General features: G+C 73.1%; 11 protein-coding genes. 2 read left to right on the top strand and 9 right to left on the bottom strand.

Translation table 11 applies throughout. The features are described from left to right. Window positions 1–354 precede the first annotated feature (354 nt). The 7 genes from ACZ4Z5_RS26050 to hrcA all read right to left on the bottom strand — a co-directional run bounded on the left by ACZ4Z5_RS26050 (window position 355) and on the right by hrcA (window position 6,850). The gene (locus tag ACZ4Z5_RS26050) at window positions 355–1,350 is read right to left on the bottom strand and encodes an adenosine deaminase (protein ID WP_468266782.1); all 996 of its coding nucleotides are present in this window, start codon (window positions 1,348–1,350) and stop codon (window positions 355–357) included. Window positions 1,351–1,372: 22 nt separating this feature from the next. Continuing rightward, window positions 1,373–2,281, bottom strand: coding sequence for a ribonuclease Z (locus ACZ4Z5_RS26055; protein WP_468266784.1), 909 nt, complete (start codon window positions 2,279–2,281; stop codon window positions 1,373–1,375). Between the two features lie 6 nt (window positions 2,282–2,287). After that, entirely contained in the window at window positions 2,288–2,647 is a 360-nt protein-coding gene (locus tag ACZ4Z5_RS26060; RefSeq protein WP_468266805.1) for a histidine triad nucleotide-binding protein, read from the bottom strand. Window positions 2,648–2,764: 117 nt separating this feature from the next. Continuing rightward, window positions 2,765–3,514: a 16S rRNA (uracil(1498)-N(3))-methyltransferase gene (locus tag ACZ4Z5_RS26065; protein WP_468266786.1), complete on the bottom strand. Its 750-nt coding sequence runs from the start codon at window positions 3,512–3,514 to the stop codon at window positions 2,765–2,767. Further along, the gene (locus ACZ4Z5_RS26070; protein WP_468266788.1) at window positions 3,511–4,575 is read right to left on the bottom strand and encodes a nitronate monooxygenase; all 1,065 of its coding nucleotides are present in this window, start codon (window positions 4,573–4,575) and stop codon (window positions 3,511–3,513) included. Before ACZ4Z5_RS26070 ends, ACZ4Z5_RS26065 begins: the two co-directional genes overlap by 4 nt. A 121-nt stretch (window positions 4,576–4,696) precedes the next feature. Next, window positions 4,697–5,833 (bottom strand): molecular chaperone DnaJ, encoded by a 1,137-nt coding sequence (gene dnaJ / locus ACZ4Z5_RS26075; protein ID WP_468266790.1) that lies wholly within the window; start codon window positions 5,831–5,833, stop codon window positions 4,697–4,699. Then, window positions 5,834–6,850 carry a heat-inducible transcriptional repressor HrcA gene (gene hrcA / locus ACZ4Z5_RS26080; protein ID WP_468266792.1) on the bottom strand — a complete coding sequence of 339 codons (1,017 nt, stop codon included), beginning with the start codon at window positions 6,848–6,850 and terminating at the stop codon, window positions 5,834–5,836. 192 nt (window positions 6,851–7,042) lie between these two features. Between hrcA and ACZ4Z5_RS26085 the strand changes: the two genes are divergently transcribed. Both ACZ4Z5_RS26085 and ACZ4Z5_RS26090 read left to right on the top strand, forming a co-directional pair. Further along, window positions 7,043–7,765, top strand: coding sequence for an MBL fold metallo-hydrolase (locus ACZ4Z5_RS26085; RefSeq protein WP_468266794.1), 723 nt, complete (start codon window positions 7,043–7,045; stop codon window positions 7,763–7,765). A 10-nt stretch (window positions 7,766–7,775) separates the two neighbouring features. Then, the gene (locus ACZ4Z5_RS26090; protein WP_468266796.1) at window positions 7,776–8,588 is read left to right on the top strand and encodes a DUF3097 domain-containing protein; all 813 of its coding nucleotides are present in this window, start codon (window positions 7,776–7,778) and stop codon (window positions 8,586–8,588) included. A 419-nt stretch (window positions 8,589–9,007) separates the two neighbouring features. Here the strand turns inward: ACZ4Z5_RS26090 and hemW are convergent, their stop codons facing one another. Together hemW and ACZ4Z5_RS26100 are read right to left on the bottom strand one after the other, a co-directional pair. Next, window positions 9,008–10,240 carry a radical SAM family heme chaperone HemW gene (gene hemW / locus ACZ4Z5_RS26095; protein WP_468266797.1) on the bottom strand — a complete coding sequence of 411 codons (1,233 nt, stop codon included), beginning with the start codon at window positions 10,238–10,240 and terminating at the stop codon, window positions 9,008–9,010. A 103-nt stretch (window positions 10,241–10,343) separates the two neighbouring features. Next, window positions 10,344–12,236, bottom strand: coding sequence for a SpoIIE family protein phosphatase (locus ACZ4Z5_RS26100; RefSeq protein ID WP_468266799.1), 1,893 nt, complete (start codon window positions 12,234–12,236; stop codon window positions 10,344–10,346). Window positions 12,237–12,468: the final 232 nt, after the last annotated feature.

The following is a 12,468-nucleotide window of genomic DNA, read 5'->3' on the forward strand; positions in this document are numbered from 1 at the left end:
CGCTCTCCCTTCCCGACGGCCTTTCCCACGGCCTTTCCTATGGCCCCTCCGAAGGCCCTTCCGCCGGCCTTCCGAGGGCCCCTCCGCCGGGCTTTCCGATGGCCCTTCCGATGGTCCTACCAGCCCTTTCCGACAGCCTGGCCCTGGCCTTCCCATTGCCTTCCCAAGGCCCGTCCCGATGCCCTTCGCGGTGTGCCGACCGCGCCCGGCCCGGCGCTGCCCAGGTGTCTCTCAGGAGTCGTCCGGATGTTCCTCGCCCGGAAAGCCAATGCCAATACCCTCGCCCACCAAGTGACAAACAAGAAGTGTCCCACGTCACACGCCACTAGGGCCGGTGAAGGCTGTCCAGTCCCGTCAGTCCTCGAAGACGTACGCCTCGACCTCGGCCAGGTAGCGCGCCCTGCGCTCCTCGTCGTCGTCCAGGAACGACGCCTCGAAGGAGTTGCGCGCCAGCTCCCGCAGCTGCTCGTCGCGCAGCCCCAGCGCCTCGCGCACGGCACGGAAGTTGTCCTCCGCGTACCCGCCGAAGTAGGCGGGGTCGTCGGAGTTCACCGTGCACTTCATCCCCACGGCCAGCATGCGCGGCAGCGGATGGTCCTCCAGGACGTCCACCGCCTTCAGCCGTACGTTCGACAGCGGGCAGAGCGTCAGCGGCACCCGGTCGTGGACCAGGCGGCGCACCAGGTCGGGGTCCTCCAGGGCGCGCAGGCCGTGGTCGACGCGCTCGACGCCGAGCACGTCCAGCGCCTCACGGATGTAGGCGGCGGGGCCCTCCTCGCCCGCGTGCGCGACCTTGCGCAGTCCGAGCGCGCCCGCCGCCTCGTAGACCTCGCGGAACTTCGACGGCGGGTTGCCGACCTCGGCCGAGTCCAGGCCGACGCCCGTGATCCGGCGCAGGTAGGGTCTGGCGGCGTCCAGCGTGGCCATCGCCGACTCGGCGGACCGGTCGCGCAGGAAGCACATGATCAGCCGGGTGGAGACCCCGTGCCGTTCCTCGCTCCGGTCCAGCGCCCGGCCCAGGCCCTCCACGACCGTGCCGATCTCGACGCCCCGGTCCGTGTGCGCCTGCGGATCGAAGAAGATCTCCGCGTGCCGCACGCCCTGCGCCGCGGCACGGGCGAGATAGGCATCGGCCAGCTCGGCGAAGTCGTCCTCGGTGCGCAGCACGGCCATCAGGGCGTAGTACAGGTCGAGGAACGACTGGAGGTCCTCGAAGCTGTAGGCGCGGCGCAGTTCCGCGGTGTCCTCGAACGGCAGCCGCACCCCGTTGCGCTCGGCGAGCGCGAAGGCGAGCTCCGGTTCGAGGGTGCCTTCGATGTGCAGGTGGAGTTCGGCCTTGGGCAGCGGCATGGGTTCTCCCGCGGGGTCTTGCTCAGGGGTTCCGTTTCGGTACGGGTACCCGGAGCAGGTCCGACGCGATCGTCAGTTCACCCTCGAACCCGGCGGCGCGGGCCTGCTGCCCGAACACCTCCGGGTCGGCGTAGCGCTGCGAGAAGTGCGTGAGCACGAGATGGCGCACCCCAGACTCGGCGGCGATCCGGCCGGCCTGGCCGGCCGTCAGATGGCCGTGGTCCTCCGCCAGTCGGACGTCCTCGTCGAGGAACGTGGACTCGACGACCAGCATGTCGCAGCCCTCGGCGAGCACGTACACGCCGTCGCAGAGCCGGGTGTCCATGATGAACGCGAAGCGCTGGCCGTACCGCGCCTCGCTGACGTCGTCGAGCGCCACCCCGCGCAGGGAGCCCTCGCGCTGGATCCTGCCGATGTCCGGTCCCGTGATGCCGTGCGCGGCCAGCCGCTCGGGCAGCATGCGCCGCCCGTCCGGCTCGACCAGACGGTACCCGTAGGACTCCACCGGATGGGACAGCTTCGTCGCCTCGAGGACGTACGACTTGGTGCGCGCGAGCACGCCGTCCGCCCACACCGGCTGCTCGGTCAGCCGAACCGTCTCGCGGTAGGCGGTGGCGTACCTCAGCCGTTCGAAGAAGCGCTGTCCGCTGCCCGGGAAGTGCGCGGTGACCGGGTGCGTGACCTGGTCGAGGTTGATCCGCTGGATGACCCCGGCGAGGCCGAGCGAGTGGTCGCCGTGGAAGTGCGTGATGCAGATCCGGTCGATGTCGTGGGCGGCGACCCCGGCCCGCAGCATCTGCCGCTGGGTGCCCTCTCCGGGGTCGAAGAGGATGCCCTCGCCGTCCCAGCGCAGCAGATAGCCGTTGTGGTTGCGGTGCCGCGTCGGGACCTGGCTGGCCGTGCCGAGCACGACGAATTCTCTTGCGGACATGAATCCTTATCCGGGGGGCCAGTTGAAGCCGCGGCCGCCCAGGACGTGGGCGTGCGCGTGCCAGACGGTCTGTCCGGCGCCGGCACCGGTGTTGAACACGATGCGGTAGCCGGTCTCGTCGATCTTCTCCTCGGCAGCGACGCGGCCTGCCTCGGCGAGCACGTCGGCGACGAGCTGCGGCTCGGCGGCGGCGAGCGAGGCGGCGTCCCGGTAGTGGGCCTTGGGGACCACCAGGACGTGCGTGGGGGCCTGGGGGTTGATGTCACGGAATGCGTAGGTCGTCTCCGACTCCCGTACCAGGGTCGCAGGCACCTCCCCCGAGACGATCTTGCAGAACAGGCAGTCCGCCTGCGGTTCTCCCGCCATGGACGGGGCCTCCTCGACTCGCGCGATCATTGCACCTGGCATGCTAGCCGCCGCCGGTGCGCGCCCGTCGGTCCGTTCCCGCCGGACCGCCGCGCACCGTACGGCTCCGGCTCCCACCTACGACCAGCGGCCGGTGCGCCCCATCAGCACGGCCGCGGCGACGGTGCCGGCCGTCGAGGTGCGCAGCACACTGGGGCCGAGCCGGTAGGCCCCCGCGCCAGCCTCCGCGAACACGGCCAGCTCCTCGGGAGAGACTCCCCCTTCGGGGCCCACCACCAGCACGATGTCCCCGGACCCGGGCAGTTCCGCCGTCGCCAGCGGCTCGCCCGGGTGCTCACGGTCCTCGTGCAGCACCCCCGCGAACGCGGCCGATCCGAGCAGTGACGCCACCTGCTTGGTCGTCATCAGGTCCATGACCTCCGGGAACCGCACCCGGCGGGACTGCTTGCCCGCCTCGCGGGCGGTACTGCGCCACTTCGCGAGCGACTTGGCGCCCCGGTCGCCCCGCCACTGCGTGATGCACCGGGACGCGGCCCACGGCACGACGACGTCCACACCGGTCTCCGTCAGCGTCTCGACGGCCACCTCGCCCCGGTCGCCCTTGGGCAGCGCCTGGACCACGACGATCCGCGGCGACGGCTCCGGCTCGTCGGCGTACGAGTCCAGCTGGACGACCAGCCGGTCCTTGCCCTCCGTCGCCAGCACCACGCAGTCCGCCCAGCGGCCCGTGCCGTCGGTCAGGACGACGTCCTCCCCGGGCTTCAGCCGCTTCACCGAGACGGCGTGCCGCCCTTCGGGGCCCTCCAGGACGTAACGGCCGCCGGGGCCGGCGCGGAAGTGCTCCACGACGAATACGGGGGCGGTCATGAGCTGCTCCTTGCTGCTGCCAGTTCTGCGGCGAGCACGTCGACGAGCCGTCCGGCGGGCAGCTCGCGGGCCAGCCGGTGTCCCTGGCCGGCCCAGAGCGCCATGGCCTGGGCGTCCCCCGCCGCGGCCGCCGCCTTCCGCAGCCCGGACGTGATGTGGTGCACCTGGGGGTACGCGGCCGGGGCGTACGGCCCGTGCTCCCGCATGAAGCGGTTGACCAGGCCACGGGCCGGCCGGCCGGAGAACGCCCGGGTCAGCTCGGTCCGCGCGAACCGCGGATCGGTCAGGGCCCGCTTGTGCAGGGCGTGCGCCCCGGACTCGGGGCACGGCAGGAACGCCGTGCCGCACTGCGCGGCGTCCGCCCCGGCGGTCAGCACCGCGGCGATCTGGGCGCCCCGCATGATGCCGCCCGTGGCGACGATCGGCAGGTCGACGGTCTGCCGTATCTGCGGGACCAGGCTCAGCAGCCCGAACCCGGCGCCCTGCCCCGCGCACTCGGGATCGTCCCGGTGCGTGCCCTGGTGCCCGCCCGCCTCGACGCCCTGGACGCACACGGCGTCCGCACCTGCCCAGGCCGCGGCCTGTGCCTCCTCGGGCGTCGTGACGGTGACGACGGTGAAGGTGCCGACGCGCGTGAGGGAGTCGAGGACGTCGCGGGTGGGGCATCCGAAGGTGAAGGAGACCACCGCCGCGGGGTCCTCGCGGAGGACCGCCAGCTTGGCCTCGTACCCGTCGTCGCCGTCCCCGTCGCCCGGTTCGCCGAGCGGTACGTCGTACCAGGTGGACTCACTCGTGAGCTGCTGCCGGTACACGTCGACCTCGGCGGGGTCGGGGCTCTCCTGCTGCGGCATGAACAGGTTGACCCCGAACGGCCGCGAGGTGAGCCCGCGGAGCTGCCGCATCTCCTCGAACATGCCGTCCGCGGTCTTGTACCCGGCGGCGAGGAACCCGAGTCCCCCGGCCTCGCACACCGCAGCGGCGAGCTTCGGACACGAGGCCCCGCCCGCCATCGGCGCCTGCCAGATGGGGCGCCGGGACAGACCGGAGAACGGGAGAACCATGAACGCATCGTGTCATGGGACGGTCCCCCACGGTGTCGCCGGGGCGCCGCCGGCCCCTCAGGGACCGGGGCGCCGTCGGCCACGGCAGCGCGTGCGGCGCACGGGCGGCGGACGCAGTCCGTCAGCGGCCGTTGAACGCGTCCTTCAGACGGCTGAAGAGGCCCTGCTGTCCCGGCTGGAACTGCCCCATGGGCCGCTCCTCGCCACGCAACTTCGCCAGCTGCCGGAGGAGCTCCTCCTGCTGCGGATCGAGCTTCGTCGGCGTCTGCACCTCGACGTGGACGATCAGGTCGCCCCGCCCGCCGCCGCGCAGATGCGTGACGCCCCGACCGTGCAGCGGAATCGACTGCCCGGACTGCGTGCCCGGACGGATGTCGACCTCGTCCCTGCCGTCGAGCGTCTCCAGCGGCACCTTCGTGCCCAGCGCCGCCGCCGTCATGGGGATGGTGACCGTGCAGTGCAGGTCGTCGCCGCGCCGCTGGAAGACGGGGTGCGGCAGCTCGTGGATCTCCACGTACAGGTCGCCGGCCGGACCGCCGCCGGGGCCGACCTCGCCCTCGCCGGCGAGCTGGATGCGCGTGCCGTTGTCGACACCCGCCGGGATCTTCACGGTGAGGGTGCGGCGGGACCGGACCCGCCCGTCACCGGCGCACTCCGGGCACGGAGTCGGCACGACCGTGCCGAAGCCCTGGCACTGGGGGCACGGACGCGAGGTCATGACCTGGCCCAGGAAGGACCGCGTGACCTGGGAGACCTCACCGCGGCCGCGGCACATGTCGCAGGTCTGCGCCGACGTACCCGGCGCGGCGCCCTCACCCGAGCAGGTGGTGCAGACGACCGCGGTGTCGACCTGGATGTCCTTGGTCGTACCGAAGGCCGCCTCGTTGAGCTCGATCTCCAGGCGGATCATGGCGTCCTGGCCGCGCCGGGTCCGCGACCGCGGGCCGCGCTGCGACGCCGTGCCGAAGAACGCGTCCATGATGTCGGAGAAGTTGCCGAAGCCACCCGCGCCGAAGCCTCCGGCACCGCCGCCGCCGGAGGACGAGAGCGGGTCGCCGCCGAGGTCGTAGACCTGCTTCTTCTGCGGGTCCGACAGCACCTCGTAGGCGGCGTTGATCTCCTTGAAGCGCTCCTGCGTCTTCGGATCGGGATTCACGTCCGGGTGGAGCTCGCGGGCCAGCCGGCGGAACGCCTTCTTGATCTCGTCCTGCGAGGCGTCACGCCGCACACCCAGGACCGCGTAGTAGTCCGTTGCCACTTACGACTCCGCCAGGATCTGTCCGACGTAACGTGCCACTGCGCGTACCGCTCCCATCGTTCCGGGGTAATCCATGCGGGTCGGTCCGACCACGCCGAGTTTGGCGACCGCCTCGCCGCCCGAACCGTAGCCGACCGAGACGACGGACGTGGAGTTGAGCCCCTCGTGGGCGATCTCGTGCCCGATGCGCACGGTCATTCCGGTGTCCTTGGTCTCGCCGAGGAGCTTGAGGAGCACGACCTGCTCCTCGAGCGCCTCCAGCACCGGGCGGATGGTCAGCGGGAAGTCATGTGCGAAGCGGGTGAGATTGGCGGTGCCGCCGATCATCAGCCGCTCCTCGGTCTCCTCGACCAGGGTCTCGAGCAGAGTCGACAGCACCGTGGAGACGGTGCCTCGGTCGTCCGCCTCGAACGACTCGGGAAGGTCCTGCACCAGCTGCGGCACGTCCGAGAAACGGCGTCCCACGACCCGGCTGTTCAGCCGGGCCCGCAGGTCCGCGAGCGAGGTCTCGCCGAACGGGGCGGGGCAGTCCACGTGCCGCTGCTCGACCCGGCCGGTGTCCGTGATCAGCACGAGCATCAGCCGCGCGGGGGCCAGCGCCAGCAACTCGACGTGCCGCACCGTCGAACGGCTCAGCGAGGGGTACTGCACGACCGCGACCTGACGGGTCAGCTGCGCCAGCAGCCGGACCGTCCGCGCCACCACGTCGTCCAGGTCGACGGCGCCCTCCAGGAAGTTGTGGATCGCACGCCGCTCCGGCGACGACAGCGGCTTGACGCCGGCGAGCTTGTCGACGAACAGCCGGTAGCCCTTGTCGGTCGGGATGCGCCCGGCGCTGGTGTGCGGCTGGGCGATGAAGCCCTCTTCCTCCAGCACCGCCATGTCGTTGCGGACGGTTGCCGGGGACACGCCGAGGGCGTGCCGCTCGGTGAGCGCCTTGGAACCCACCGGCTCCTCGGTGCCGACGTAGTCCTGGACGATGGCGCGCAGCACCTCGAGCCGACGTTCGCTGAGCATGGCGCACACCTCCAGTGGTCTTCCCGGCGTCTGCTGTTCCCCGGTCGGGTCCTGGCACTCGGTCCGTTCGAGTGCCAGCCTTCCCGGGCCAGTGTACGGCCGTGAGGTACACCCGTAGCAAGGGCGGACCCTGCACGCTACCGCGCGACGCCGTCCGGCGACGACGCCGGTCATTGCCGATAGCGTCGCCGTATGGAGCCACGTTGGGAAGACTTCGGGTGGGAGCGGCTGGCTCCCGGGGTGGGGCGCCGGCGGCTGCCGCACTGGGACGCCACAGCCGGGCTCGTCGCCGGCGCGGACGCACTGCTCCTCTACGACACGGGGGCCTGCCTTCGTGAGGGCGCAGAACTGCGCTCCCAGGCGGAGGGCCTGTTCGGCCGGGGCGTGACGCATATCGCACTCAGCCACCCCCACTTCGATCATGTGCTCGGCACCGCGGCGTTCCCGGGCGCAGAGGTGTATGCGGCGGTCGGGACCCGCGATCTCCTCCCGCTCTCCCGGAAGGAGTTGCGCGACGACGCGGTGCGGCACGGCCTGGACCCCGCCGAGGCCGCGGAGGCGGCGGCGCTGCTCGCGGCGCCGCACCACCAGGTCAGCGGCGAGTGGACGCTCGACCTGGGACCCGACCGCCAGGTCCTGCTGGCGAACCTCGGCCCCGGGCACACGGGGCACGACCTCGCGCTGTTCGTGCCCGGCGAGCGCGAGGTCGTCTTCTGCGGCGATCTGGTCGAAGAGTCGGGCGATCCCCAGGCCGGCTCCGACGCGGTCCCCGCCCGCTGGCCCGGGGCACTGGACCGGCTGCTCGCCCTGGGCGGCGAGGACGCGGTGTACGTGCCGGGGCACGGCGCCGTGGTCGACGCGGCGTTCGTACGCGCCCAACGCGATGAACTGGCCCGGCGGTTCGGCGTGTCGTAGCGTCTGCCGAATGCGCCACTACAGCCCGGACCTGACGCCCCCGTGGAAGCGGCAGGCCCCCGCACCCGAGATCCCGGCAGAGCCCGACCTGGTCGTGGAGGAGGCCGCCACGGGCTTCTGCGGCGCGGTGATCCGCTGCGAGGCGGGGGCCGTGACGCTGGAGGACCGCTTCGGCAAGCACCGGGTGTTCCCGCTGGAGCCGCGCGGCTTCCTGCTGGAAGGGAAAGTCGTCACGCTCGTCAGGCCCTCCCGTGGCGCTCCGGCCGGGCCGGGGAGGACGGCCTCCGGCTCGGTCGCCGTCCCCGGCGCCCGCGCCCGGGTCGCCCGGGCCGGCCGGATCTACGTGGAGGGCCGCCACGACGCGGAACTCGTCGAGAAGGTGTGGGGCGACGACCTCCGCGTCGAAGGCGTGGTCGTCGAGTACCTGGGAGGCGTGGACGACCTCCCGGCGATCGTCGCGGAGTTCGCCCCCGGCCCGGACGCCCGCCTCGGCGTCCTCGTCGACCACCTCGTGCCCGGCTCGAAGGAGTCCCGGATCGCCGCCCAGGTGTCCGGCGACGACGTCCTGGTCGTGGGACACCCGTACGTGGACGTGTGGCAGGCGGTGAAACCGTCCGCGCTGGGCATCCCCGCCTGGCCGTCGGTCCCGCGCGGCCAGGACTGGAAACGCGGTGTGTGCGCGGCCCTCGGCTGGCCCGACGACACGGGCGCGGCATGGCGGCACATCCTGTCCAGGGTGCACTCCTGGAAGGACCTGGAGCCGGAACTGCTGGGCAGGGTCGAGGAACTGATCGACCACGTGACGGCCGGGGGCGACACCTGACGGGGCGGACCTTCGGCCGACGGTCACGGCGGGCGCCGACGCCGGGCAGCCGACGGGCAGGCGGTCCGGCGGCGCGTGGCCGGGTGGCGCGTGGCCAGGTGGCGCGTGCGGGCGGTCCGGTGGCGCCGGTGGCTGACCGGAGCAGCGGTGGGTGACCGGGCCATGGCGGGCACGCTGCCGACGGCCGACCACCCCAATGGCATCGCGACCAGACGGCCGGTCGGAGCCGGGCACACACCCGGGCAGCGGACCGCACACGACACGGCACCCCCTCGACATACTCGCCGAAAGGCCCAGGAAGGCCGAGGGCCGCTCCGCACGCGGTGACCGGCCTCGCCGGGCGACCACGCCGTCAGCGGGGCCAGGTCATCGGCGGGTGACCGGTCAGCGCGGTGCGCGACGAGCGCATCGGCCGACGGTCAGTCCACCAGGTCGCGGACCACCGCGTCGGCGAGCAGCCGTCCGCGCAGGGTCAGGACGGCGCGCCCGGCCTCGTACGGACCGGGTTCCAGGAGCCCGTCCGCCAGCGCGCGCTCCGCCGCCGCTCGTCCGGCCGGCCGGAGGACGTCCAGGTCGCAGCCTTCCTCCAGCCGCAGTTCCAGCAGGATCCGTTCGACCCGCCGGTCCTCCGCCGACAGGACCTCGCGCCCGGCACCGGGCGAGCGGCCTTCCGCCAGCGCGGCCGCGTACGCGCCCGGGTGCTTCACGTTCCACCAGCGCACCCCGCCGACGTGGCTGTGCGCTCCGGGGCCCGCGCCCCACCAGTCCGCGCCGCGCCAGTACAGCTCGTTGTGGAGGCAGCGTCCGGCCTCGGAGGTGGCCCAGTTCGACACCTCGTACCAGCGGTAGCCGGCCGCCGAGAGCCGGTCCTCCGCGATCAGGTACCGGTCGGCGTGCACGTCGTCGTCGGTCATCGGGACCTCGCCGCGGCGGATGCGGCGGGCGAGCCGGGTGCCCTCTTCGACGATCAGCGCGTAGGCGCTGACGTGGTCGGGTCCCGCGCCGATCGCGGCGTCGAGGGAGGCGCGCCAGTCGTCGTCGCTCTCGCCGGGCGTCCCGTAGATCAAGTCGAGGTTGACGTGGTCGAAGCCCGCGGCCCGTGCCTCGCCCACGCACGCCTCGGGACGGCCGGGGGTGTGCGTGCGGTCGAGCACCTTCAGCACGTGCTGCCTGGCGCTCTGCATGCCGAAGGAGATCCGGTTGAACCCGCCCGTCCGCAGCTCCTCCAGGTAGCGCGGGTCCACCGATTCCGGATTGGCCTCCGTGGTGATCTCGGCGTCCTCCGCGAGCCCGAACTCGTCGCGGATCGCGCCGAGCATCCGTACCAGGTCCCCCGCGGCGAGTAGCGTCGGCGTGCCGCCGCCGACGAACACGGTCCGCACCTCGCGCGGATCGTCCCCGAGGACCTTGCGGGCGAGCCGCACCTCGTCGATCAGTGTGTCGGCGTAGTTGTCGCGGGAGGCGAGCGCCCCGCCGGAGCCGCGCAGCTCGGTCGCCGTGTACGTGTTGAAGTCGCAGTAGCCGCAGCGCGTGGCGCAGTACGGCACGTGCACGTAGAAGCCGAGCGGCCGCTCCCCCGCACCCTCCAGGGCATGCGACGGCAGCGTCCCGTCGTCGGGCACGGGCTCACCATCGGGGAGTACGGAAGGCATGCCCCCATTGTCCCGTACCGGCGGCGGTGCCTCCGGCCCGTCCGGCAGTGCTGCCCGATCGGTGCCCGCTCGCCCGGGCGCCCGCGGGCCGCCATCCGGCGCGCTATCCGGCCCGGAGGACGAGCAGCGCGAGGTCGTCGTCGGGCGGCGTGTCCGCGAAGTCGTGCACGGCCGTGCGGATGCGGTCCGCGACCTCCTGCGCGTTCAGCCCGGCGCAGCCGGACAGCACCTCGGCGAGCCCGTCCCCGTCGTCGAACATCCGGCCGCCGCTGCGGCGCTCGGTCACCCCGTCGGTGACGCACAGCAGCGTGTCCCCGCCGGCGAGATGGAAGCTCTCGCTCCGGTACGTCGCGTCGCCGAGGACCCCGAGGAGGATCTGCGGCGCCGCGGCGGGCCGCACCGTTCCGTCGGGGCGGAGCAGCAGCGGCAGCGGGTGGCCGGCGCTGGCGAGGGTGCACCGGACTCCGCCGCCCGCGTCGTCGGGGAGCGGCACCAGTTCCCCGTACAGCAGGGAGAGGAACCGGGGCTGCGGCCGGTCCGGCACGTCCTGGCCCTCCGCCGCGGCCACCCGGTGCGCGGCGGCCTCCGCCGCCTCGGTGGCGTCGTCGACGAGGAGCTGGTTCAGCCTGTCGAGGACTTCGGCGACCTGGTAGCCCTCTCGGGCTAGGAGCCGCAGCCAGGGCCTGGCGAGTCCGGTGACGACGGCCGCCTCGGGCCCACTGCCCTGGACGTCGCCGAGCGCGAAGCACCAGCTGCCGCCGGGGCCGGGGAACAGGTCGTAGAAGTCGCCGCCGGCGACGCCGTCCCCGCTCGGCTCGTACACGAGGGCCCGGTCGACGCCGGGGATCTCCGCGACCTGGCTGGGCAGCAGTCCGCGCTGCAGCACACGGCTGATGGTGGCCTGCCGGGTGAACCGGCGGGCGGCGCCGATCGCCAGGGCGACCCGCCGGGAGAAGTCCTCGACAAGGCCGGTGACCTCGTCGGGGAAGCAGAGCAGCCCGGCCCGGCCGAGGAGGAGCACGCCGAGCCGCCGTCCGCCGGAGACCAGCCGGTGGGCGACCGCGGCGCCGTGGCGTTCGCCGGGAGTCCCGGTACGCGGCCACGGCAGCGGCACGGGCCGGCACCGCGTCGTCTCGGGGAGGGAGGGCGGTTCCTTCTCCAGGACGGCGCGCAGCGGTTCAAGGGCGCTCTCGTCCGTGTGCCACACGCCGGAGAGCCGGGGGCCGCCGCCCGGTTCGGCCTCGTCCGGGGCGAGCCACACGGCGCACCAGTCGGCGAGGCGCGGGACGAGCAGCTGTCCGGCGAGTGCCGCGATCATGTCCTGGTCGAGCTGTCCGCCGAGCAGTTCGGAGGCCTCGGCGAGGAACGACAGGGCGCCGCGGTTGACCCACTCCAGGTCGTCGGAGCGCCGGGGCGCGGGGGCGGGGAGTTCGGCGGCACGCAGCCCGCGTCGCAGTGCATCCTCGTCGTCCCGGCCCGCCGGTGAGGTCCCGTCGCCCCTTTCGGGGCCGTCGGCCGGGATCCGTGCCCAGACGGTCTTGAGGCCGCTGCGATAGGTCACGCCCCAGCATTCGGCGAGGGATGCGACGAGGTGCAGCCCGCGGCCGTACTCGCCGTCGCCCGTCGCGTGCCAGTCGACCGGCGCGGGTCCGTGGACGGCCAGGCCCGGATGGTGGTCGGAGACCTCGACGGTCACCGCGACCGGGCCGCCGTCCCCGCCGTCGTCGAGGGTCAGCAGCACCTCGACGCCGGTGCCCGCGTGCACCACGGCGTTGGTGACGAGTTCGGCGACGACGAGCACGGTGTCGTCGGCGAGCCGCCCGCCGGGCCGCTCCTCCGCCGCCGTCGCGAGAGCGGCCCAGTCCGCGAGCACGGCCCGCGCGAATCTGCGCGCGGCAGCGGGCGTCATCGGGTTCCCGGGCAGGCTGGTCCGCGCACGCAGTCCACCGCCCGTCGGGCGGTGGACGGTGTCCCGCAGTTCGGAAATCGTCCCCACAGTGCTGCTCCTGATCGGTTCGCATCGCGCCGCACTACGCACCGCCAGGGTGACAGACCGGTGCCGTTCATGTGCGTGGAGTCACCGAACTGGCCGAGAAGAACGCGTTCCACCGACGAAGGCCCGGGGCGGCATGGGGTGCTTTCTAGGGGTCGTCGCAACACGTGGTCGTGTTGATCAGGCCGCGAGCAGTTTATGCAGGCGCTCGGCTGGGGTTTCCCAGCCGAGCGTT

The sequence above is a fragment of the Streptomyces sp. NPDC030222 genome (genome assembly GCF_055573115.1).

What these genes read in the sequence shown, in the direction of transcription:
- ACZ4Z5_RS26085 (WP_468266794.1), top strand. Translation starts at nt 7,043, where the DNA reads ATGGAGCCACGTTGGGAAGACTTCGGGTGGGAGCGGCTGGCTCCCGGG.
- ACZ4Z5_RS26055 (WP_468266784.1), bottom strand. Translation starts at nt 2,281, where the DNA reads ATGTCCGCAAGAGAATTCGTCGTGCTCGGCACGGCCAGCCAGGTCCCG.
- hrcA (WP_468266792.1), bottom strand. Translation starts at nt 6,850, where the DNA reads ATGCTCAGCGAACGTCGGCTCGAGGTGCTGCGCGCCATCGTCCAGGAC.
- ACZ4Z5_RS26060 (WP_468266805.1), bottom strand. Translation starts at nt 2,647, where the DNA reads ATGGCGGGAGAACCGCAGGCGGACTGCCTGTTCTGCAAGATCGTCTCG.
- hemW (WP_468266797.1), bottom strand. Translation starts at nt 10,240, where the DNA reads ATGCCTTCCGTACTCCCCGATGGTGAGCCCGTGCCCGACGACGGGACG.
- ACZ4Z5_RS26050 (WP_468266782.1), bottom strand. Translation starts at nt 1,350, where the DNA reads ATGCCGCTGCCCAAGGCCGAACTCCACCTGCACATCGAAGGCACCCTC.
- ACZ4Z5_RS26065 (WP_468266786.1), bottom strand. Translation starts at nt 3,514, where the DNA reads ATGACCGCCCCCGTATTCGTCGTGGAGCACTTCCGCGCCGGCCCCGGC.
- ACZ4Z5_RS26090 (WP_468266796.1), top strand. Translation starts at nt 7,776, where the DNA reads ATGCGCCACTACAGCCCGGACCTGACGCCCCCGTGGAAGCGGCAGGCC.
- ACZ4Z5_RS26070 (WP_468266788.1), bottom strand. Translation starts at nt 4,575, where the DNA reads ATGGTTCTCCCGTTCTCCGGTCTGTCCCGGCGCCCCATCTGGCAGGCG.